Origin of the sequence: Vibrio sp. PID17_43 (assembly GCF_002608565.1) — a bacterium.
Lineage (GTDB): Bacteria > Pseudomonadota > Gammaproteobacteria > Enterobacterales > Vibrionaceae > Vibrio.
In genome coordinates, this window is sequence record NZ_LIXM01000003.1 from 121,476 (window position 1) to 144,462 (window position 22,987).

Here is a 22,987-nt window from a genome sequence, read left to right on the forward strand (position 1 = left end):
TATGTTTAACCGGTTAAAACACCTTCAAACTTCCACTAAAGGCTACATTGGTATTCCAATCGTCTTGTTGATGGTATTGGCAATGGTCATCTTGCCTTTACCACCATTGCTATTGGACGCGCTGTTCACCTTCAATATCGTGTTAGCGATCTTGGTATTACTGGTCAGCACGACAGCGAAGCGACCTCTCGATTTTTCGATTTTCCCAACCATTTTGCTGGTCGCGACCTTACTTCGCCTCACTCTAAACGTGGCTTCAACGCGTATCGTATTGCTTGAAGGTCACAACGGCAGCGATGCTGCTGGTAAGGTAATTCAAGCCTTCGGTGAAGTGGTGATCGGCGGTAACTACGTGGTCGGTATGGTGGTGTTCATCATCTTGATGATCATTAACTTTGTTGTGATCACCAAAGGTGGTGAGCGTATTTCCGAAGTCTCGGCACGCTTTACCTTGGATGCTCTACCAGGCAAACAAATGGCCATCGATGCCGATTTAAACGCAGGCTTAATTGACCAAGAAACCGCCCGTCAGCGCCGTAAAGAAGTCGCGAACGAAGCCGACTTCCATGGCTCAATGGATGGTGCGTCTAAATTTGTTCGTGGTGATGCGGTTGCGGGTCTGCTTATCCTGTTCATCAATATCATCGGTGGTATCAGCATTGGTGTGTTCGAGCACGGATTACCAGCGTCAGAAGCCTTCAAGACTTATGCCCTGTTGACTATCGGTGATGGTTTAGTTGCTCAAATTCCATCACTATTGCTAGCAACCGCGGCCGCCATTATCGTGACGCGCATTAACGACAGCGATGACGGCATGTCGGAAACCATGCATAAGCAGTTGCTCGCGACATCAGCAACCTTGTATACCGTTGCGGCCATCATGGCAATCATTGGAATGGTCCCGGGTATGCCTCATCTTGCGTTCTTCACCTTTGCCGCCGTGTTGGCATTTGCAGGGTGGCGACAAAGCAAAAAGCCGGTGCAAGATACCCAAATCGACCAAGTGGAGGCGCTCTCTCATGCGATGCAGGTAGAAGAAACTGCACTCACTTGGGACGATATTCCTCATGTCCACACGCTGTCTCTTGCGTTGGGCTATCGTTTGGTTCACTTGGTCAACAAAGAACAAGGTGCGCCTTTAGCACAGCGTATTCGTGGCGTGCGCCGTAACCTCTCTGAGCAAGTGGGCTTCTTGCTACCAGAAGTGCGTATTCGCGATAACCTAAGTTTAAAACCAAACCAATACACCATTGCGTTGAACGGTGAAGTTATTGAACAAGGCTTTATCGAGCCAGAACGTCTCATGGCGATTGCCGTTGGTGAAACCTATGGCGAAGTCGATGGTATTCTTGGCAGCGATCCTGCCTACCAGTTGCCTGCCGTTTGGATTGAACATCAAGACAAAGCCAAAGCGCTCAACATGGGCTATCAGGTGGTTGACGATGGTACTGTGATCGCGACACACATCAGCAAAATCATGAAAACCAATTTGGCTGAGTTGTTCACCCATGACGACGTTGAAGCCATGACTCAACGTTTGACTGCGCAAGCACCCAAATTGGCCGAAGCCTTAGCCGCTGCACTGACCCCAGCACAGCAACTTAAGGTCTACCGTCAGCTTCTGCTTGACCAAGTTCCACTGAAAGACATTCGTACCATCGCTAATACCATGTTGGAGTCTTCTGAAAATACCAAAGAGCCAATTTTGCTTGCGGCGGATGTACGCTGCGCGCTGAAACGCACTCTGGTGAACTTAGTCGCAGGACAAAAAAACGAACTGAATGTCTACGCTTTATCGGATGAACTTGAGAAAATGCTGATGGCTTCTCTACAACAAGCCCAAACAGCAGGCGCTGTCATGCTCGATAGCTTCCCAATAGAGCCAAACATCCTTAGTCAGTTCCAACAGAACTTGCCTTTGATTCGTCAGCAACTTAAACAACAAGGCTTGCCACCCATCTTACTGGTGATGCCCCAATTGCGACCACTGCTGGCGCGTTACGCACGTACCTTTACCCAAGGATTGGCGGTACTGTCTTACAATGAAATTCCAGAAAATAAACAGATCAACGTGGTAGGAAACCTTGGCTAATCTCATATCAACAACAGCGATGTACGATTATTTATGCGGCCTCGCACTGCAACATATTGTCACGGACGACGACCAACTGGTGTTTGATGCGCTCAAACACAATGACATTCAACACGCCTGTCAAGCCATCCGTAAAACCAAAACCGGTGAGGTGGCATACCAACACCTCACCCTGCGCTTTGGTGTACGTGGCGAGCAGAGTGTTTATCAGTTTGAATTGTCTGAGCAAATGCAATATTGCTTAGATTTATACAGCTTGTATTTAGCCCTGCGCCAAACTCAGTTCCAGCTCGATACCTTTCATCCGGATCTTATCAGCAATGTCGTTGTGCCTATTCGGATCGACGCCTTATTATGGCAAGCAGGCCGCCATTTTTTGAATCAGATGATTCAATTCCACAAGGCAGCATTTCAACATGTCGTGCCCTCTTTACAAGCCGATGAATCCCTTTGCCTGCACGAGCAAGTCACCACTTTGGTTGAGCTGTTAAAAGACAACGCGTATGCGTTATGGTTTGAAATCGCGACCAGACAAGTGCACTTCGAACGCATAGCAGAGTTTAAACCTGATATGATTAAGCTATCCGTGACAATGGAAAACAAACAAGATCAGCACGCGTTTCTGCCTATCGCGCGCTTTCTTCGTCACAATCAATTTCCTTGGGTAGCAGGGAGAGTCGCCAGCCAAAATGAACTCAATCGCTACCGCTTACTCGGTGCGAATTATTACTTTGGCTATTTCAGTGATATTCCCACCTCATTGTCGTTTAAATCGTTCGACGATGAATAAATAGGGTAACGATAAAGGGCGAGTTCAGAAATAAGAACTCGCCCTTTTTTATGTCTGAACAGCCTTAAAACACGAGTTTTCTGGAATAGATATCACCAAAAACCATCAAAATTGGCGATTTTGGCAAAATTTTTAAATTTTCAATTAATCATTAAAACCAACCGACCGCCTCTAGTTAGTGAGCGGGGCGATAGTCCCACATTGAACAATCAAGGAGAACAGATTATGGCTCTATCAATGCACACTAACTACGCTTCGCTGGTTACTCAAAACACGCTAAGCAACACTAGTAACCTACTGAACACAGCAATGGAGCGTTTGAGCACGGGTTACCGTATTAACTCTGCAGCAGACGATGCAGCTGGCCTACAGATCTCTAACCGTTTAGAAGCTCAAACTCGCGGTATGAGCGTTGCGATGCGTAATGCACAAGACGGTATGTCTATGCTACAAACAGCGGAAGGTGCTTTCGATGAAGCAACTAACATTCTGTACCGCATGAACGACCTAGCAACTCAGTCTGCAAACGGCACAAACACAGCAAAAGACCAAGATGCTCTTCAAAAAGAATTTGCAGAACTAGGTACTGAGCTACAAAACATCATGGATAACACCAAATACGCTGGTGATACATTGATTACTGCTAATGGTATTAAAGCGGGTGGTCTTACTCTACAAATCGGTTCTTCTTCTGCAGAAACGCTATCTTTAGCAACAACAGTAGATACTGATGTTACTGCGGCACATACTGCTCTAAAAACAACAGTACCTGCCCTAGACATTGGCAGCACTGGTGATGCAAGCGCAGCAATGGATGCGCTAGTTTTAGCGATTGATGAAGTTGGCGCAGCACGCTCTGGATTGGGTGCAACAATCAACCGCCTAGACCACACTGTAGTGAACCTAGGCAACATGGTTGAAAACACATCGGCAGCGAAAGGCCGTATCACTGACGCTGACTTTGCTGTTGAATCTTCAAACATGACGAAGAACCAAATGCTAATGCAAGCTGGTACAACGGTTCTTTCTCAAACTAACCAGCTACCAGGTATGGCAATGTCGCTACTGCGTTAATAGAGACTCACTATTCGCTAATAACGCGCAAAATTTAATTCGTCCAAAAAATCAAAGCCTCCTCGTATCCGGGAGGCTTTTTCGTTGTTAGCGAGAAGAAACTTGTTGAACAGTTCCAGTTCGACAGATTCCACACCTCGATGTGGCTCATACGCTTTGAGCTCTGGAAATCGAGAAAGCGTCTCTACACGGCTGCTCACCAGCTCTTCGGCATTAATGTTCTGTTTACTGCGCAGTTTGGTACCGATGAAAGCCTCATATGCACGAGCACACTTCATCAGTCGTAAAACAAAGTCATTCATTATTGTCGTTCTTTTTTAGTCGAATTAGGGGGGAATAGCCAGCCGCTAGCAACCACAAAAATTGCAGGGGCATAAGATAGCAAACCTTTGCATTCAAACAGGATCAGAAAAATCTGAATCCCTTAACAGTAAACGCCTAAATTTGCGCATTATGCATATCGCTCATGCCTCGCTTTTCTTCCCTCCATTGGATTAAATCTTTCACCACTTTTGGTCGCCTTTTTTATTTGGGAACCCCATTAGCTATCAAGGGGAAAGCGGAACCAGCAAGGTGGAAAAGTCGCTTCCTCCCAACACACAGAATGGTCAGTAAGATACTGTTTTATATAGATATAGATATCAGGCACACATCTTGCGATTGAGTATTTATTACTGGCATAGAAAAGCCAAATACAGATGAGAGAGGGAGCGACCTCATGAGTTCGTTAGATCCAATTACCATGGCAACCCAGTTCGCCACGTTAGACGTTCAGCCATTTCAGCAACGTTACCAATTGCAAGCCGATCGTTACCAAACACAGTTGGCTGCTCTAGGTAAAGTCGAAAGTGCGCTGCGTGACTTCCGATCTGCGGTTAACGAGATGAACAGCAGCACAAACAGCATCATCAAAAATACCGCAACGACCTCTCAAGACGGCTTTTTCACCGCGAGTGCCGATGCCAACGCATTAGTCGGTAACTACCAGATTTTCGTTGAGCAAGTGGCTACTTCACATCAGATTTCTACCGGTATGCCTGCAGACTTGGAGGCCACTACCGAGGTCCCAACTACCGGTACGTTAGAGTTCACCATCAATGGTGAAACCATGACGTTAGATATGTCGACGGTGGATACTGACGGTGATGGAAAAGCGACCGTGACGGACCTAGTCAGCGCGATCAACAACAACCCTGATAACCCAGGCGTGAATGCCACGCTTGTGCGTTCAAATGGCCAAACACACTTCATGCTCTCCAGTACCGAGACAGGCGTTGCGAACAGCATCAATGTCAGTGCCACTGGCACAGGACAAGCGTGGTTTGAAGATGCGTTCACCAACACAACAGAAATCAGTAAACCTCAAGATGCTGTTATCTGGCTTGGCGCGGAAGGCACAGGGCTGCAACTGACTAACTCAAGCAATACCTTTGAAGGTGTGATCGATGGTGTCGACATCACGGTCACCAAAGCACAAAACTCAGGTGAAGCCCCTATCTCGATGGAAGTCGGTGCAGACCTTGAAGGCACGAATGAGCAAGTCACTAAGTTTGTCGACACCTACAGCGCCCTTATTTCTACGCTAGATGAGTACACACAAATTGGTAGCGAAGACCAAGCGCGTGGCGTTCTAGCCAGTGACCCAACGCTACGTTCGATTGAAAGCCAATTAAATGCGCTTGTTCGTGGCGAACATGGCGGAATGCGTTTGAGCGAAGTCGGCATCACTATCGATCGCGATGGAAAAATGAAAGTCGACCAAGACAAATTCGCCGAAGCACAGAAGAGTAACAGCGCTGCGCTTGAAGCAATGTTTAACGGTGATGGTGCCCTGCTCGACTCACTCGATGATATGGCAGAACCGTTTTTGAAGTTCTCGTCTGGCACGTTCAATTCTCGTAAAGATGCGCTGCAAGCCAATATGGACCGCATTGAAGACAAACAAGTCTCTTTAGAGCGCAAGTACGAGATGTCGTACAACCGCTACCTCACCCAATTTACTCAAATGAACACCTTAATGACGCAAATGAACCAAACCATGTCGCTGTTTGGTTAACGCTTTAGGAGAAATACTTATGCTCATGGATTCCGGCTACGACTCATACCAACAGGTCGATCTGGATGCTCAAGCAGCATCCGCTAATCCACACCAACTCGTCGTCATGCTGATCGATGGGTTACTCGATGAAATTGAACGTATTCGCGGTCACCTTGCTGCGAATCGCCTCGAAGAAAAAGGAATTGGCATTAACAAGTGCATGAACATCCTTATCGGCTTAAGCAGCGCATTGGATGAAGAGAATGGCGGAGAGATCGCCGAGAACTTGCGTCAACTCTACGATTTCTGCCAAGTCGAGTTGTATTACGGCAGCACTCAAAATGACGCAGAGCGTTTGGACAACGTAGAGCGTGTGATGGGTAACGTTCGAGAAGGATGGATGAACTTTGGACAGCAAGCATAAAGTGTCGCCGGAGCGATTTCGCCACTTATCAAAACTGATCCAAATCGCTACTAAAACAGCCGATTGGCAAGCACTAAAACGCTACGATTTACAGTTGCGCGAACTGCTTATCAGTCATAAGCCTTTCTTGAACGATATGAAACTCGCACCGGAAATCCAGCGAGCAAAAACGGTGCATGCAACTGCGTTTGCTGCACTCGAGAAAGCCACCAGCGAACTACAGCAAGAGATGAATATGGTTAACGACCAACAGGAACGAGCCATGGCGTATCAGCTTGCAATGACGATGGAGCTAACGCAATGATGGTCACCAACTCAATGTCTGCGAGTTCACCTTCTCAATCTACCGCCGTAGGGAAGATCTCTCACGCGCGTTCAGAGCAAGGCGTTTCGCTAGCAAATTCAGCCACGGTCACTCAACAGGGTCAAACCAACGCGTCTATCACCGTTGCCGGATTTCGCTTAAATACGCAAGCCTCACCAGCGGAAGCGATGCAACCTGACGTCAGTTCACCAGAGCTCCACACAGAAGACACCTCTGATGAAACGTTACTAGGTAATGCTTCATCAGAGGTGAATCTGGCCACGCAAGCGCAAGTTCTCATGCAAGGGATAAGTAAGGCGGCGATTAAGCAAGGCGAAACCAACCAGCTTGCACAAGTGTCGGCAAATAGCACCTCGCACAGTGCAAACATGGGCGCCCAAGCCAATTCAATGCTTACCTCCCCTACGCAAGAAAACCAAAGTGGTGTTCAAGCGAGCGCGGCAAATTCGCTTAAAGTTTCTGCTTCTGATTTGCAACCGTTGCTGAATCAATCTGCTCACGGGCAAATATTCGCAGCCAACACGCAATCGCAGACAACAACAGCGCAATATTCAAATCCAACCTCACCGCTTGCAACAACTCAAGCTCAAGGTGCGGAGTGGGCGGCCGTTCGCGTGGATACCAGTTCCGGTAAATGGGGCGAGCAGATGATGCAAGTGCTGCAAGATCGCGTGACTTTACAAGCTCAGCAAAACCTGCAAGAAGCCAAGATTCGTCTCGACCCGCCAGAGCTTGGCAAATTGGATTTGTTGGTGCGTGTTGAAGGCGACCGCTTGAGCGTACAAATCAACGCCAATACCGCCGCAACCCGTGAGGCACTGATGCAAGTGTCTGAGCGCCTTCGAACTGAACTGCAAGAGCAGAACTTCGTTCACGTAGACGTCAACGTTGGCTCGGATCAAGGTCAAGAGCGACACTCTCATGACGGCACTCAAGAAGAAGCAAACGTCTTTACCGCGCGTGAAACCAACGCCTTCAAATCTAATACAACAAACTATTCAGAGCATTGGCTGAACACTCAAGCCTAATGCATCATCGAGGAAAAAGGTTATGACCAAACAACAAATGATCGCCCTGTTTATCACCATGATCATCACCAGTGCCCTCGTTTCCGCTGCCACTGTGGTCGGCGGTATTTGGTACCTCAACAAAAGTTCAGAGTCTTCATCATCAGACTCCAGCGTTAGCGCCTTATTGGAAGATTCACCGTTGGCATTCTTAACTTCTGAGCAACCAACGACAAAAGGCCCAAGCTTTCATCCATTAGATAAAGTGGTGCTGACCATCAAAGGCAAAAAGCAAACTCACTTTGTGATGCTGGAACTTGCGGTGGAAACACGCCGCCCAGAGCGCATTAAGGACATTGATGCCTACATGCCGATGGTTCAAAACTCACTGCTAAAACTGTTCAGCGACAAAACTTTTGATGAGCTTCAGCAAGCAGGTGCCATTGATATCCTGCAAAGCGAAATCAAAGAGAACCTACTGCTTTCGTTCGCAAAAACCGACATCGTACGTGATATCGATGATGTTTTGCTGACCAAGTACGTTGTGCAATAACGGAGCACAGCTATGTTGGAGATGAACTTACAGGAAAGTTATACCGCGACGGAGGAAGTGAATACGCCGTCGCGCCCGATTGATGAAAATGCACTGCTGCAGCGTCATCAAGTCATGGTTAAGCGCGTCGTAAACCAACTGCGCGTTCATGCGACCTCACATTGCAGTATTGAAGACATGCAGCAAATTGGCTTGATTGCACTTGTCGAAGCCGGACGTCGTTATGGGGATGTGGATGATCCGCACTTCCCCGCCTTTGCCGTTTGTCGTGTTCGAGGGGCTATTTTGGACGAGCTTCGCCGTTTGGATTGGCGCTCACGCAAGACCCGACAGCAAGCACATGAGCTTAACGACGTGACACGAGACCTCACTCGAGCGCTAGGCAGAATGCCAACCGACGCTGAAATCATCAAAGCACTCGGCACTGATGAGCAAGACTATTACAACCGTCAAAATGCAGCTCTTGCAGGGGAAATGCAAAGCCTTGATCAATTAATGGAAACCGGCAGCGACAGCCACTTTGGTGGTCAGTATGACGGTATGGAACATGAGCACATCCGGCGTAGCTTAGACACTGCGCTGGGAAAAATGTCGAAACGCGATCAACTATTGCTCACTTTGTTCTATCAACATGAGCTCAACCTCCATGAAATCGCGCTCGTGCTCGATCTGACGCCACCTCGCATCTGTCAGTTGCACAAACAAGCGCTAAAACAACTCAACCAATTAATGTCCTCTTAGGAGTCACAAGATGCAAAAGTTTTTTGGAGCCATTACCGTCCTGATGTGTGTCTTCGGCGGATACATGTGGGCAGGCGGTAAACTCAGCGCTATTTGGCAGCCAGCCGAGTTTTTGATCATCATAGGTGCGGCAGCAGGCTCACTGATCATTGGTAACCCGCCACAAGTGTTAAAAGAAATGCGCCAGCAAGTACGTGCGACCATCTCTGGCCCGCGTCAAGAGTATGAGTACTACATGCAGCTAATGGCGCTACTCAACAACCTGCTCGAAACCGCTCGCAGCCGTGGCTTTAAGTTTCTGGATTCGCACATTGAATCACCAGAACAGAGCTCAATTTTCCTCGCTTATCCGAAAATCAGTAACGATCATCGTCTCATTTCTTTCATTACCGACAATTTACGTTTAATGGCAATGGGACAAATGTCGCCTCATGAATTAGAGGGACTATTAGAACAAGAAATCGAAGCGATTCAAACCGAGATGCTTTTACCTTCACGCTCTATGCAGCGCACGGCAGAGGCACTTCCTGGGTTCGGTATTCTTGCGGCAGTCGGTGGCATCATTATCACCATGCAAGCCATTGACGGCTCAATTGCGTTGGTTGGTTATCATGTTGCCGCCGCCCTCGTTGGTACATTCATTGGTATTTTCGGTTGTTACTGTTGTTTAGATCCACTCAGTAACGCTATGGCTCAACGCGTTAGACGAAACATGACGGCTTTCGAATGTGTACGCGCCACTCTGGTTGCTTACGTAGCGAAAAAGCCAACATTGCTTGCTATCGACGCTGGTCGTAAACACATTCAGTTAGACATCAAACCAACTTTCAACCAAATGGAGAAGTGGCTAGCTGAGCAGGAGGGATAATGCAAAAACAAGAGCATGTGGTGTTCAAACGCGCAAAAGCAAATAACCATGATGAGTTTCATGGTGGTGCGTGGAAAGTCGCATTTGCCGACTTCATGATCGCGTTAATGGCGCTGTTTCTTGTCCTTTGGGTCATGCAAGTGGTCGACAAGGAAGAGCGTAAAGCCATTGTGGCGCACCTTCATAGTTCGAGTGTTTTTGATAAGAGCTACGGTAACCCTTTCGATACCTCACAAAGTATCTCTCCTATCGACTTGGCACAGGACTCTTCTGTGCCAAGTAAACACAACTCTAACCATGTCGTCAGCTCCTTCTTCCAAGGTGACGGCGATGGCCCAGAGATCGATTCGCTTATCCCAGGTAATTTCGACAGCCAGGAACAACTTGCTCTGCTCGCTAAGGTAATTGATGAAGTCGTGGGACAAATCAGTGCGCAAGGTAACGTTAACGTCACCATTACACCACAGGGTCTGCGCATTGTTCTGCAAGATGATTACAAGCAGCACATGTTCAGCCGTGGCGGTGCAGAGTTAACCCCTTTCTTTGAAGACTTATTACTTGCGCTTGCCCCTGTGTTCGAACGCATCAGCAATCCATTGATCATCAGTGGTCATACGGACTCGACGCCATTCAAGAAGCGATTTGGTCGACAATCGAACTGGGCGCTATCCGCTTCTCGTGCCGATGTGGCAAGAAACACCTTGGTGGAAGGTGGCATGCCAGATGATCGTGTCTTGCAAGTGACTGGGATGTCGGATCGTGCCCTGCTTAATCCAGAAGAGCCAGATTCTAGCGAAAACCGTCGTATTGAATTATTTGTTTTAACGACCCCCGCCTCACAGGTGTTGGCAACGTTATTTGGTAATCAGCAAGACAGCGAATTACAAAAAGCAAAACAAAAAGCAGAGTTTAATCAGCCTGTTTTTCGCCAGGAAATCATTCGTTATTCGGTGGATTCGGACTCACCAAAAACGGAAATTCAAAACCTCTAACCCCCTAGAAGGTCACCAGGGCTTTGATACTGCGTGACCTTTTCTACCAATTAACCGATGTTGCTGTGACTGTTTAGTTGAGTTCAATATGCCCGTACCTGCGCCTATTAAAAACAAAAATGATGCTTTAAAAAAAGCCTTTCTTTGGCTGATCATTTTCGACTACCTTTTGTTAGCATTTTTTCTCACCCAACTTTCGAGCCTCAATCTCAATAGTGGCACCATGATAAGCCTGTTGCTTGTGGTGTATAACATTTTGCTAGTTTCGCTATGCTACCAGCGCACCAGCCATCAAGACTCTTACATTCTCTATCCAGTGCTGTCCGCCACATTGCTGGCCTTCGTTTGTTTTCTCTATTTTTTCTTCTTAGTTTAAAGTGCCATGCAGCGAGGGGGTGGCCTCCAAGCGCATAGACCAATCAATACAACAGCATGCTATTTGACACAAAAAAAGGGGATAACCTCATCCCCTCTTTCCGATTAGCGTGCCGTTTACATCACGCACTCTTTTACCGCTTTGGCTTTCTCAATGCCTTTTTCTATCAATGACTTCACCTCATCACTGTTCACTGATGCCATCATGCTATTTATCGCATCTGCGGCTTCCGATTCGGAGGTAGATTCAACATAGCATTGATAGGCGTTGGCAATGCGATCTTTCATTTCTTCGATAGCTTGTGGGTCACTGAAGTCCACATTCATCGCGTCTTTTACCGTATTAGACAGTGTCTTAGCCGTCTCCGATGTGGATGCAAATTGCTCGAAGTCAAACCCGACTGAATCAACTTGTTCTTGGGTCTTTTCCATTTGCTCTTGAACCACTTCCGTAGCCTCATTGGCGGTCTCCTGGACTTTATCCATGGTTTCAGTTGCCGCCTCTTGTACATTATCCACGGCTTTATTAGCGTCGTCACAACCAATCAACGCCATGGCCATCATCACTGCAAAAAATGTCTTTTTCATTTTGAACCTTTATCCATTTTTATAAACACTATGAAATTTTAGTTCATCACTCGAAGATAGGTGACAATCAATGGTCATTCAGAACGACATAAATGAAAAAAGGAGGATCATCGTATCCTCCTTTTGCTGATCTGGTGATGCTTACATCACACACTCACTCGCGGCCTTAGCTTTATCAATCCCCTTTTTAATCAGAGATTTAGCTTCATCATTACTGATAGACGCCAGAATGTTATCCATCATTTTTTCTACGGTTGACTCGGAAGATGCCTCTACCAAACAACGATAGGCATTGGCAATATCGTCTTTTGCCTCAACAAGCGCTTCTGGATCACTGAAGTCCGCATCCAATGCTTCCTCCACCGACGCCGCTAACGCTTGGGCAGATTCCGTCGCTTCACCAAATTGCTCAAGGTTAAAGTCAACTGAATCGACATGATCTTGAATGATATCAATTTGTTCTTGAACCGAGTCTACCGCTTTGTTAGCCGCCTCTTGTGCCTGATCGATCGCCTTTGTCGCGTCTTCACAACCAAACAGCGCCATCGCCATTATCATTGTTGAGATAATCTTTTTCATTTTGAGCCTTAACAATCATGGGGATACCATGCAATACTAAACCATCACTTCTAGTTAGTGGAAGTAAGTAATTCCGCTTAGCAAACGCTGAAGGCCACTCCTCTTTTCTTGGCGCTTACATTTCACACTCTTTTACTAATTTGGCGCTTTCAACCCCTTCTTCAATTAACGTTTTAGACTGCTCACTGTTGATAGTCGCAACAATTTTTTTAATCAAGTCTTCGGCCGTAGAAGCGGAAGTATCTTTAACGAAGCAGTGATATGCGACGGCAATATGCTCTTTTACTTCCTTAACCGCTTGGGCATCACTAAAGTCGACATCCAGAGCTTCTTCCACCGATGCCGCTAACCCTTCGGCTGAAATTGCCGCATCCCCATATAAGCCGAGGTTAAAATCGACGTCTTCAACCTGCTCCTGTATGTCCACCATTTGTTGTTGAGCAGCATCAATGCTCTTATTGGCGGCTTCTTGTGTTTGTTCCATCTTCTTTGTCACATCTTCACAACCAAAGAGTGCAATAGCCGTTATCATTGTTAAGACGATCTTTTTCATTTCGAACCTCACATGTTTGTCAACGTACAGTACGAGCTGGCCATGGAATTATTATTGTAGGCACAAGAAATGAATCATTCACCATTTACATACGCCAATTCCCCGGCGACGAAAGTGGAGTGGATATTGCGCTCATCACCAAGCATCATTAGCGCGAATAATCGATCGGACAAGCCTTGTGAGTAACGAGCGTGCAATTTCTGTAAATCGGTAGCAGACCAGTTGAGTACGACAAAGTCCGCCTCTTTTCCTGTCTCAAAGTTTCCAAGTTTGTCATCAAGGCTTAATGCTTTAGCGCCTCCGAGCGTCGCGAGGTAAAAACCCATGTACGCGGAGAGCTTTTCACCCTGTAATTGAGCCACCTTATAGGCTTCACCTAGTGTTTGGAGCAGCGAAAAACTCGTGCCCGCACCAACATCTGTACCCAGACCAAAGCGAATCGCCAATTTTTCGGCCTTTTCCAAATCAAACAGGCCACTGCCAAGGAATAAATTCGACGTTGGGCAGAACGCGACGACAGAGTTCGTTTGTTTGATCACATGCCATTCAGGCTCTGACAGGTGTATCGCATGAGCAAAAACGGATTTATTCCCGGCCAAACCATAATATTTGTACACATCGAAATAGTCGACGTACTCAGGAAAAAGTGACTTTACCCATTCCACTTCATTTTTATTTTCAGATAGATGTGTATGAACATAAACATCGGGGTACTCCTTTTTCAATCGTCCCGCGACAGCGAGTTGCTCAGGTGTCGACGTTGGGGCAAAACGCGGGGAGATCGCATACTGTAATCGATGATGGTTGTGCCACTTTTCAATCAATGTTTTGACTTGCGAATAACTGGATTCCGCGGTATCGAGCAAATAATCAGGTGCGTTTCTGTCCATCATGACTTTGCCTGCAATAAGCCTCAGGTTAAAACGCATCGCCTCTTCAAACAAAGCATCAACCGACTGCGGATGCACAGTACAAAACACAAGGGCGGTTGTGGTTCCGTTTTTGAGTAGTTCTTTGATAAAAAACTCTGCCATTGCTTTGGCATGCGCTTTGTTTTCAAACTGCTTCTCTGTTGGAAAAGTGTAAGTCTCGAGCCATTCCAGTAACTGCTCGCCATAAGCAGCAATCATTTGTGTCTGAGGATAATGGACATGGGTATCGATAAAACCAGGCATAATGAGCTTGCCTTGTAAGTCCTCAATGTGTTCGTACTGTTTATAGTCAGATTCGTCAAACGCCTTGAGCTGCTTAATATGACCATGTTCTACAACTAATAGACCATCAGCTAGATACTCATAACTTGCAGATTCATCATCGACGTCACAAGGGTTTTCAATAAAGTGGAGAAAACTCGCTCGAATTACTACTGTCGTTTCTGTCTTCATGCATCACACCACTCAAAAGATCGACACGTTCTAACTATAGCTGATCATCCTTATTTCAAACTTGGGCTCAGCAGCAACGCATTGCGTTCATGTCCGTCAGCACAAAGCCAAATACCCAAGCAACCTCAACATACATAGGTATAGTCGAAAAAAAACCGAGCGTGATGCTCGGCGTGGTAATGATTCATCCTGTGCTATAGCGCATAGGAATAGCTTATTTAGAAAATGCAGTGCTTAGTATAGCTTGTCGCTTCATTCGCCGTCCATTCACCTTTTGGTTTGTCTTTCAGGTTTTTACACCACTGCTCACTGCCAATGCCATCTTGAAGGACACAATACTTAGCGAAATCCAAAGCATTGTCAGTGGTCCACTCTGTCTTTGCTTTGTCGCTCATATCGTTACACCAGCCTTCGGTGCCAACTTCATCAGAACACGCGGTAAGAGCGGAAGATGCCAACAGTAGCAGTACCAGATTTTTCATAAAATTAAGTGCCCAGTTACAAACAGTGAATGAAATATACCGAAATTATCACTGCCAGTGTTAAAAAATCGACAATTTTAATTCAGTCAACTTCGATGCGTTAATAGAGCGTTTGTTTGTGCATCCGTCGAGCTTGAACTAATGCTTTAAGGTCCACCGAACCGGTGCCAAAGCAAGATAAACGCAACTCAAGTGCCATTTGCTCTAAGTGTTCAACTACTGCTTGTGTGCTGATTGTGCCAGCTCTCAATACTGCGCCTGCCTGACCAACAAGGTTTGCACCTAGATGAATGGCTTTTGCTGCTTCAAGTCCATTGTATATCCCACCAGAAGCAATCAATGGTAACTCTGAGTATTGACCTCGAATTTGCGCTAAACATCGTGCGGTAGGCATACCCCAATCACGGAACAGTTCTGCTGCATGCTGCATTTTACTGTCAGTCTGGCAATAACCCTCGACGGCAGACCAGCTTGTACCACCAGCCCCCGCGACATCAATCGCATCCACACCAACGTCGACCAATTGTGTGGCAACCGCTCCGCTGATACCAAAACCGACCTCTTTGACGATCATCGGCACATCAATGCGTTGCTTTAACTGCTCAATCGACTTAAGCACGCCAATCCAGTTGTAGTCACCATTTTGCTGCAAAGCTTCTTGCATTGGGTTCAAGTGTATAAACAATGCATCGGCTTGAATGAAGTCGACTGCGCGTTGTGCATTGTCGAGACGCTGTTTATCTCTTAGTTGGGCGGCACCTAAATTGGAATACAAAGGCACGCCATCAGCTAGGTCACGAATGGTTTTACCTAACCCTGAATGTAAACTGTCTTCTAAGCTTACGCGCTGCGAACCAACCCCCATCGCAATACCCATTTCACTCGCAGCCTCTGCCAAGCGGCAGTTAATGATCTCGGCCTCTTTCGCGCCGCCCGTCATTGAGCTAATAAGAAATGGCAACGCCAGTTGGTGACCTAAGAATTCTGTCGATAAGTCGATGCCTTTAAAATCACATTCTGGCAATGCGCAATGTTCAAATTCGACAGACTCGAAACCCGCCGTTTTGTGCTTCATGTTCATGTCATGATGTAAAACAGCGTCTAGATGTAAGTCTTTTCGGTTCGTCTGCGGTGCCATAATGTAACTCTGAAGTGAAACAGTGGCGCAGTATTGCGATCCTTAACATTGACGTCAATGCGAAAATTTAGAAATAACCTAACTTCTTTTCCGCAACCAATCACCTGTACTCATCTCCACAGCCCTGCCCCCTCTCGATACCTTTCCATACTAGTACAGTGAAAAGCGAGGGCTTAGTCAAAAAATATTCTATCAAATGCGGTTACACACTCGAATACCCGCCTCGCAATGCCAAAACGGCAAATGGCAATATCAACAGGGACAATGACTTGAGACTATAATCGAGCCTTAGTGCTTTTTATACGACCTCATTAAACTTCCATTTACTGACCGACAATAATCCATTTTGCGATGAAACTGATTCATGTACTGGCCTAATCTCGCAGATGCAATCACGAACTCGAAAACCAAAGCCCACCAAGTTCACAACCACATATCGTTCAATATCCAACCATACGTTGCCCTTGTAACCTTACTGTAATGAATACGGAGGAACTATGAAAAAACAGAATATGACGCTCATATCCCTTGTTATTTCACTTTCATTCAACGCTGCCTCTCAAGCAGATGAAATGATTAGAAATGGCAACTTTACCAATGGCATCGATGGTTGGTGGACAGCGGGGGGCTCGATTGACACCAGTGGCGACGAAGCGTGTATGGAGATAACCAATCCAGGCACCAATGCATGGAGCATAATTTTAGGCCACGGTGGTGTGGGGCTTGAGAAAGGCCAAGAGTACACCATCAGTTTCGATGCGAGAGCCGATGTCGATACTCAGGTTAAAACCCTAATTCAACATGAAGGTCCTCCTTATACTCACTACTTTACTGAAGACACGCGGATTGGTAAAACCACACAGTCTTATCGCTATCAATTTACTCAGCAGCACGATAGCGACGCTGGCGGTGAGTTTCAGTTCCAAATGGGCGCACAGAAGCCTGCCACCATTTGTATCACCAACGTTTCCATTGACGGTAAGCCGTATATTCATATCGCAGAAACCTCACCAATTCGTCAAAACCAGGTTGGTTTTTTGCCAAAGGCCGACAAATTTATTTTCGTGGCGTCTGAATCTACGGAACCACTGCGTTGGACACTTAAAAATGCACAAGGTATCAGTATTGACCTAGGCCAAACCACGCCGTTTGGCCTCAATACAGCCTCGGGTGAAAATCTGCACCGCATCGATCTGTCTCATTACACCACACAGCAAAAAGGGCTGACCATCACCGTTGATGACGAAACGGGGTTCCCGTTTGATATTCGCAATGACATCTACCACTCATTGAAGCACGACGCGTTTTCCTATTTTTACCAAAACCGCAGTGGTATTGAGATTAAGCCACAATATGTCCAACGGGACGACCTAGCAAGACCTGCTGGCCATACTAAAGATATTGTCACCTGCTACGACAAGCAAGACGCATGGGGCAATGACTGGCCTGGCTGTGACTTTTCGATTGACGTCACGGGTGGCTGGTATGATGCTGGCGATCACGGTAAATACACGGTGAATAGCGGCATCACGACATGGACCCTGCTAAATTTGTACGAACGTGGCACATGGGTCGAGGGCGCTGCGCTGCCATTCTCTGATGGCTCGGCAAAAATTCCTGAGCCACAAGACGGGGTCAATGCGCTGCTTTCTGAAGCACGTTGGAATATAGAGTTCATGCTTGCAATGCAAATTCCGCAAGGCAAAATGGTGTATGCGCCAATTGGTGACCAGTCAGATGGCAAAAAGTTGCAACTGAGCAAAGTTGATGGTTCACACCTAGCGTTCCATAAAATTGCCGATGAAGTATGGACAGGGATGCCTCTCCCTCCACACAAAGACACTCAAAAACGTTATGTTGGTCAGCCAAGTACAGCAGCAACACTCAACCTTGCCGCAATTGGTGCTCAATGTTCACGTATCTGGAAAAACATCGATGCGAGCTTCTCCAAACAGTGTTTAACGGCGGCTGAAAACGCTTGGAAAGCGGCAAATCGCTTACCTGAGATCTATGCTTATGACAACTTTACCGGCTCTGGCCCTTATGATGATCTGTCACTAAGCGATGATTTTTACTGGGCGGCAACTGAGCTCTTTATTGCGACAGGAAACCCTAACTATAAAGCCTTCCTAGAAGCTTCACCTCACTACCTAGAAACACCAAAAGGTAATCAGGCCACCGATGGCGACATCTTCTGGCAATATACTGCGCCACTTGGCACCATCAGTTTAGCGGTTGTGCCACATACCTTGGGAGAGGGCGTGACCCTTAAGGCACGTCAGGCGATTATCCACACCGCAAACCAATACGTAGGCCAGATGAAAAATGAAGGCTACCACATTCCTTACAGCGTGAAGTCTTACCCTTGGGGTTCAAATTCCAACCTTGTAAATCGCAGCATTTTCCTTATCTATGCCAACGACTTTAGCCAAGATATACGCTACTTGAAATCCGTAGCCAACGCGATGGACTATGTACTGGGCGCAAACCCAATGAACATCTCATATGTCACAGGCTACGGCACTCGCGCAGCGCAAAATCCACATCACCGCTTCTGGGCAAAAGCCGTTGATGAAAATTCACCCGCACCTGCACCCGGTGCGCTGATTGGAGGGCCAAACTCCATCAACTTTAGTGACCCTATTGCCGCGGGCATGAAAGGCAATTGTATCGGTCAAACCTGTTACAAAGACAATATCAATGCCTGGTCGCTCAATGAGATCACCATCAACTGGAATGCACCTCTGGTTTGGGTCAGTGCAGCGTTAGATGAGGGTAAACTTAACTAAATCTGAATCATAAAACACGAAGTCGCATCAAGGATATTTTCGTCTTTGATGCGCCAGTTACCTCTTCTTGCAACGCACACAAACAAGCACAAGAGTTTGCTGCTTAATAAGAGTTAATTAGCTAAGCAATTAAAATAGTTGAAAAATTTGAATTTGGCCCACTATTGGTAAGCTGTCAGTTTTCATTGCCATTCATTAATAATGAATCGCTCATCTCCCAAATTTTACGACCCATGTTGTACATTTCGCTCGCCTGTAACACAGTGGACTAACCTTTAATAATACAAGCGGTGACAAATCAGAACATTCGTCATCATTGTTAGATAGGGAGTACGCGTTGTTTACCTTATTAGCGGTGATTTTGGCATTTTTCGCCATGCTCATTACATTGAAGGCGGTCGGCCGAGTGTCGAGATTGGAAGATGAAATATCTCAACTGCATAAAGAGTTAGCTGAGTTACGCTCACGCCTTTCCGAGTGCGTCACACCTCAGAGCCAGCAACGCTTTGAACCGACGTCAAATGTTGAGTCATCGCCCTCTTCATCGAATGCATTCACCACCTCAGATGATCTTGAGATCGCGTCAGATCCTATCCAAGATCTCGCCGTCAACGAACAATTGCAACATCAGCAAAAACTAATATTTGAACCTTGCAATCCAGACTCCGATGACGTTCATATTGATCGCCTTAATCAAATCAACGAGTCTGTGTTTGAAAAACAAGCCAATAAGTTACTAGCCAACATTCAAGAGAACTGGTTAGTTTGGGTTGGCGCGATCGCCATGCTGATTGGTGGTGGCTATTTGGTGCAAGTGATTGGCAGTCATATTGAACTCTCCCCTCTGATGCGCGTCACCATTGCCTTCTCGCTCTCTCTTGCCACCGTCCTCGCAGGCGAATGGTTCCACCGCAAAGAGCAGAAAAACCCCGAGCGTGCCAAACGAGCTCACGGCTTTACGTATGTCCCCGCAGCCATTGCCGGAACAGGCTTAACTGGCGTTTACTGCACCGTCATTTTTGCCTTTGTTTTTTATCAGCTGCTATTGCCGAGTGTTTCTTTAGTTATCCTAGCGGGTGCCGCTTTCTCTAGTCTTGCGCTGTCTCTGCGCCAAGGCCCGTTGATGGCTGTGCTTGGTCTCATTGGTGGATATTCAGCGCCGTTGTGGGTTGCAGGAACCGAGCCCAATTACTACCTATTGGCGAGCTACATCAGCGCAATATCCTTCGCCGCGACCTTATTGATGCAATCCGTCCAGCGAGCGTGGCTGTCGCCTAGTATTACTATCCCTCACCTGTTGTGGATGTTGGTCTTGATCGAACGCCTGCCAACTGACACGTTATTCTCATGGTTGGGTATCTTCCTATCATTAACCTTATATCTGGTCTTTGCTGTACCAAGGCTGGGGTGGGCGCTCCATCCACGTTATCGTCATTGCCACGGCAAGTGGACGCATCCGCCAACAGCCATCGCACTGACACTTGTTCTTTTGATGCTGTCTGCACTCGCTCGGATGCCGACAATTAATATCACACAAATGCTGTATCTATATGCGTTTCTGCTGGCATTAATCTGGCTACCTGCGATTCGCCAAAGTTGGTCTTTACGCTTATTCCTTCCAAGCACGTTGATTACCGCAACCGCAATTTTGCTGCTCTCCATTGCACTAGAGTCCATTTACATGCCCAACGCACAAACATGGGTATTAGTGGCATTGGCAGTCAGCATTACTTTGACCGCACTACGAACACTTTGCCAAATCCTTGCTGGTGATCGTTCACCAATCGCGCTGATGTTGTTGCTTGTCCTCGCCCCATCAATGGCGCTGATAACTTTGCTCTACGCCGATGAGTTTATGGGCCGTCACGTTCTGGGTTGGACCGCATTCACCGCACTCGTCGCATTCTATTACCTAGTACTTGGACACCGTCTTCAAGCTGTAGCACTGGAATGTTCTGCCATCATGCATGCCATCATTGCCGGAACGGCTTTTGTTTGGCTAAGTGACACTTGGTTCACCACTGCCATTTCGATCCAAGTGGCGGTAATGGCGCTGCAAACTCAAATTAACCTGTTCCGCCCTGCCAATTGGGCCGTGAAAGTCGCAATGGGCATCTTGGTCGTTCGTCTGACCTTATTACCTTTTATTCCACAGTGGCAGCCTGTCAATGCTGGTCACTGGGCTTGGGTACTGATCAGTTATCTGCCTTCTTTGGCAATTCTTGCTTACGCACGTACCGTATTGCATCGCTCAGATACAGAGCTCGCCAATTGGTTTGAAGGTGCGTTCTTACATGTGTTCTTGATGGCGGTGTTCACCCAAACCAACTACTGGCTGACAGGGCAATACGGCTACCTTGGCGACATCGATTTCACTTCGGCGATTGTGTTTGCTAACCAAGCATTAGTGATGGGTTTGGTTTACAGCTATCGCAGCCAGTTTGCGCAGAAACTAGCACGGGTTTATCAAGCTTACAGCTACCTGCTTTGGGGCACCTTTGTTGTATTGATGATGCTACTCAATAGCCTTGAGTCGCCGTTGATGATCAATAATGTTTCCGCGGAGTCTTTGCCTGTATTCAACATGCTGTCACTCGGATGGCTGCTGCCTGCGGTTATTTTACTAGTCACCACTTACAAGCGTTGGAACACATTACAGATCCCGCGCCCTGTAGTCGCAAGTTTTGGGCTTATCTTAGCGACCGCTTGGCTAGGTATGTCGGTTCGGCAGTTCTGGCAACCTGTCTCGATGACCCTAGCTCAACCGACTGGCATGGCTGAGCTTTTTACCTACTCGATTGCCGGGTTGATTGTCGGTGGCATACTGACTTGGGTAGGCGCAACACGTAAAGCAATGACAATTCAGCGTATTGGTCTGGCAGTGTTAGCGTGTGTCGCGCTGAAGGTGTTCTTGTGGGATGTAAGCTCACTGGATGGTTTCTGGCGTGCGATCAGCTTCTTAGGCTTAGGCGCATCACTGATTGGATTGGGATGGTTATTCCAAAAACTGCATCGCTCAGTGGCGGAATCGGTGGAACAAGTGGAATAGAGTTCAGGATTATATAGCGGTGATTCCCAACTCGTTTCTAGGTTACGCAACCACTGGTGAATTGAGAAGGGAATCTTGGAGTGTTCTTGAAGGGCTATTTCAACAGCGCCACCACGGTATGGCGACGCACATTCGCTTGTGCATTGAGCGCTTGGAATGTCGAGCTAAACTGGCCTGAGCTTGCCATAAAGTCATCGAGCTTCGCATTTACATCAGCAACACTCATCTGGTTAGATTGACTCTGCACAGAGCGCATTTGTAAGTTCAATTCACCGTGAAACACTTTGGCTTCTTCCAAGCTGTTTTGCACTTGTCTAATATGCTGGTTCACTTTGGCGATGGTCTGTTTGATGCCATCACGAGAGCCTAAATCAAAGCTTAACTCAGCGATGCCATCCGGTTCTGATTTTAGGTTCAGCACATTCGCTTGCCCTGCAGGAAAACGATGACCTTCACCCGTCACTAACACTTTTTGCTGCATTTGTTGATATGCAGTCTCGTGCGCTTCAAACAAGATGGTGCCATCTTCTGCCAGTGATGCTCGCATGCCCATCGCAATCAAACTGCGGTCGAGCATTTTCACGGTACGTGCACCATCGGCTTGACCATCGAATTGGATCATCACCGATTGGCCTTGCGGAAAGTCCAAGCGGATTTGCTCAGCTTTCTCACTCAAACGATGCACGTTCAAACCGGGGATCGAGAATCGACGGATATCCGCTTTATCCAGCTTGAGGTGCAGTTCGTTATCAATCACTTTCTGCCCATCAAAACGAGCTTGCTCAACCACTTGTTGAATCGATGCTTTAGAACGAACGAGCCCTTCTTGCAGACCAGGGACATTCTGTGCACCTTGGTTGACGGCTTGTGTCAAACCTCGCTTGATTTGAGTCAGCTCCTTACCAATCACTTGCAACGATTTACAGGCAATTTGTACCGCTGTTGCTTGTTGCTGACCTTGAGTAAGCTGAATACCGGAAACAGAATAGGCTGACGCGGTGTCAGCCTGAACTTGCGTAGGACGCGGCTTAATCGCACTGCTCGAATCCGCTGAGCGGGTTGGCATGATAGAGGCTTGTTCTTGCCCACCTAAGCGTATGCTATGGGGTCTTACCTCTACTGTGCTCATCACCATACAAAACTTC

22 protein-coding genes are annotated in these 22,987 nt (G+C 47.0%); 14 read left to right on the forward strand and 8 right to left on the reverse strand.

From position 1 onward, the window contains the following. The first annotated feature begins 1 nt into the window (after position 1). The 3 genes from flhA to lafA all read left to right on the forward strand — a co-directional run bounded on the left by flhA (position 2) and on the right by lafA (position 3,956). A complete protein-coding gene (gene flhA / locus AK965_RS03185; protein ID WP_099078242.1) occupies positions 2-2,092 on the forward strand; it encodes a flagellar biosynthesis protein FlhA in 2,091 nt (696 codons plus the stop codon). A 19-nt stretch (positions 2,093-2,111) separates the two neighbouring features. Continuing rightward, a complete protein-coding gene (locus AK965_RS03190) occupies positions 2,112-2,882 on the forward strand; it encodes an EAL domain-containing protein (RefSeq protein WP_172438061.1) in 771 nt (256 codons plus the stop codon). 225 nt (positions 2,883-3,107) lie between these two features. Continuing rightward, positions 3,108-3,956: a lateral flagellin LafA gene (lafA, locus tag AK965_RS03195; RefSeq protein ID WP_099078244.1), complete on the forward strand. Its 849-nt coding sequence runs from the start codon at positions 3,108-3,110 to the stop codon at positions 3,954-3,956. Between the two features lie 17 nt (positions 3,957-3,973). Here the strand turns inward: lafA and AK965_RS03200 are convergent, their stop codons facing one another. Beyond that, entirely contained in the window at positions 3,974-4,258 is a 285-nt protein-coding gene (locus AK965_RS03200; protein WP_253252654.1) for a hypothetical protein, read from the reverse strand. Between the two features lie 416 nt (positions 4,259-4,674). Between AK965_RS03200 and fliD the strand changes: the two genes are divergently transcribed. The 9 genes from fliD (at position 4,675) to AK965_RS03245 (ending at position 11,280) form a co-directional block, all read left to right on the forward strand. Then, a complete protein-coding gene (fliD, locus tag AK965_RS03205; RefSeq protein WP_099078245.1) occupies positions 4,675-6,012 on the forward strand; it encodes a flagellar filament capping protein FliD in 1,338 nt (445 codons plus the stop codon). 19 nt (positions 6,013-6,031) lie between these two features. Further along, positions 6,032-6,418 (forward strand): flagellar export chaperone FliS, encoded by a 387-nt coding sequence (gene fliS, locus AK965_RS03210; protein WP_099078246.1) that lies wholly within the window; start codon positions 6,032-6,034, stop codon positions 6,416-6,418. Beyond that, positions 6,402-6,722: a LafD gene (locus tag AK965_RS03215; RefSeq protein WP_172438050.1), complete on the forward strand. Its 321-nt coding sequence runs from the start codon at positions 6,402-6,404 to the stop codon at positions 6,720-6,722. The genes fliS and AK965_RS03215 overlap by 17 nt, the downstream gene beginning before the upstream one ends. Next, positions 6,719-7,771, forward strand: coding sequence for a flagellar hook-length control protein FliK (locus tag AK965_RS03220; protein WP_099078247.1), 1,053 nt, complete (start codon positions 6,719-6,721; stop codon positions 7,769-7,771). Before AK965_RS03215 ends, AK965_RS03220 begins: the two co-directional genes overlap by 4 nt. Before the next feature lie 22 nt (positions 7,772-7,793). Next, entirely contained in the window at positions 7,794-8,303 is a 510-nt protein-coding gene (fliL, locus tag AK965_RS03225; protein ID WP_099078248.1) for a flagellar basal body-associated protein FliL, read from the forward strand. A gap of 12 nt (positions 8,304-8,315) precedes the next feature. Beyond that, the gene (gene lafS / locus AK965_RS03230) at positions 8,316-9,044 is read left to right on the forward strand and encodes a lateral flagellar system RNA polymerase sigma factor LafS (protein ID WP_099078249.1); all 729 of its coding nucleotides are present in this window, start codon (positions 8,316-8,318) and stop codon (positions 9,042-9,044) included. Positions 9,045-9,054: 10 nt separating this feature from the next. Continuing rightward, positions 9,055-9,912: a flagellar motor stator protein MotA gene (motA, locus tag AK965_RS03235; RefSeq protein WP_099078250.1), complete on the forward strand. Its 858-nt coding sequence runs from the start codon at positions 9,055-9,057 to the stop codon at positions 9,910-9,912. Continuing rightward, complete coding sequence (locus AK965_RS03240) at positions 9,912-10,904, forward strand: flagellar motor protein MotB (RefSeq protein WP_099078251.1); 993 nt, start codon at positions 9,912-9,914, stop codon at positions 10,902-10,904. Before motA ends, AK965_RS03240 begins: the two co-directional genes overlap by 1 nt. 88 nt (positions 10,905-10,992) lie before the next feature. Next, positions 10,993-11,280: a hypothetical protein gene (locus tag AK965_RS03245; RefSeq protein ID WP_099078252.1), complete on the forward strand. Its 288-nt coding sequence runs from the start codon at positions 10,993-10,995 to the stop codon at positions 11,278-11,280. 116 nt (positions 11,281-11,396) lie between these two features. Here the strand turns inward: AK965_RS03245 and AK965_RS03250 are convergent, their stop codons facing one another. The 6 genes from AK965_RS03250 to fni all read right to left on the reverse strand — a co-directional run bounded on the left by AK965_RS03250 (position 11,397) and on the right by fni (position 16,004). After that, complete coding sequence (locus AK965_RS03250) at positions 11,397-11,867, reverse strand: hypothetical protein (RefSeq protein ID WP_099078253.1); 471 nt, start codon at positions 11,865-11,867, stop codon at positions 11,397-11,399. A 141-nt stretch (positions 11,868-12,008) separates the two neighbouring features. Beyond that, positions 12,009-12,446, reverse strand: coding sequence for a hypothetical protein (locus AK965_RS03255; protein WP_099078254.1), 438 nt, complete (start codon positions 12,444-12,446; stop codon positions 12,009-12,011). Between the two features lie 115 nt (positions 12,447-12,561). Continuing rightward, a complete protein-coding gene (locus AK965_RS03260; protein ID WP_099078255.1) occupies positions 12,562-12,999 on the reverse strand; it encodes a hypothetical protein in 438 nt (145 codons plus the stop codon). A 74-nt stretch (positions 13,000-13,073) separates the two neighbouring features. Then, positions 13,074-14,384, reverse strand: coding sequence for a guanine deaminase (gene guaD, locus AK965_RS03265; RefSeq protein ID WP_099078256.1), 1,311 nt, complete (start codon positions 14,382-14,384; stop codon positions 13,074-13,076). Between the two features lie 218 nt (positions 14,385-14,602). Continuing rightward, entirely contained in the window at positions 14,603-14,866 is a 264-nt protein-coding gene (locus tag AK965_RS03270) for a DUF3012 domain-containing protein (RefSeq protein ID WP_099078257.1), read from the reverse strand. A 100-nt stretch (positions 14,867-14,966) separates the two neighbouring features. Further along, positions 14,967-16,004: a type 2 isopentenyl-diphosphate Delta-isomerase gene (gene fni, locus AK965_RS03275; protein WP_099078258.1), complete on the reverse strand. Its 1,038-nt coding sequence runs from the start codon at positions 16,002-16,004 to the stop codon at positions 14,967-14,969. A 497-nt stretch (positions 16,005-16,501) separates the two neighbouring features. Here fni and AK965_RS03280 point away from each other — a divergent pair, with 497 nt between their 5' ends. Further along, positions 16,502-18,793 (forward strand): glycoside hydrolase family 9 protein, encoded by a 2,292-nt coding sequence (locus AK965_RS03280; protein ID WP_099078259.1) that lies wholly within the window; start codon positions 16,502-16,504, stop codon positions 18,791-18,793. Between the two features lie 376 nt (positions 18,794-19,169). Further along, on the forward strand, positions 19,170-21,842 hold the full coding sequence (locus tag AK965_RS03285; RefSeq protein WP_099078352.1) for a DUF2339 domain-containing protein: 2,673 nt from the start codon (positions 19,170-19,172) through the stop codon (positions 21,840-21,842). 94 nt (positions 21,843-21,936) lie between these two features. Here AK965_RS03285 and AK965_RS03290 read toward each other — a convergent pair whose 3' ends face one another. Continuing rightward, positions 21,937-22,977 carry a flagellin gene (locus tag AK965_RS03290; RefSeq protein ID WP_099078260.1) on the reverse strand — a complete coding sequence of 347 codons (1,041 nt, stop codon included), beginning with the start codon at positions 22,975-22,977 and terminating at the stop codon, positions 21,937-21,939. Between the last annotated feature and the right edge of the window lie 10 nt (positions 22,978-22,987).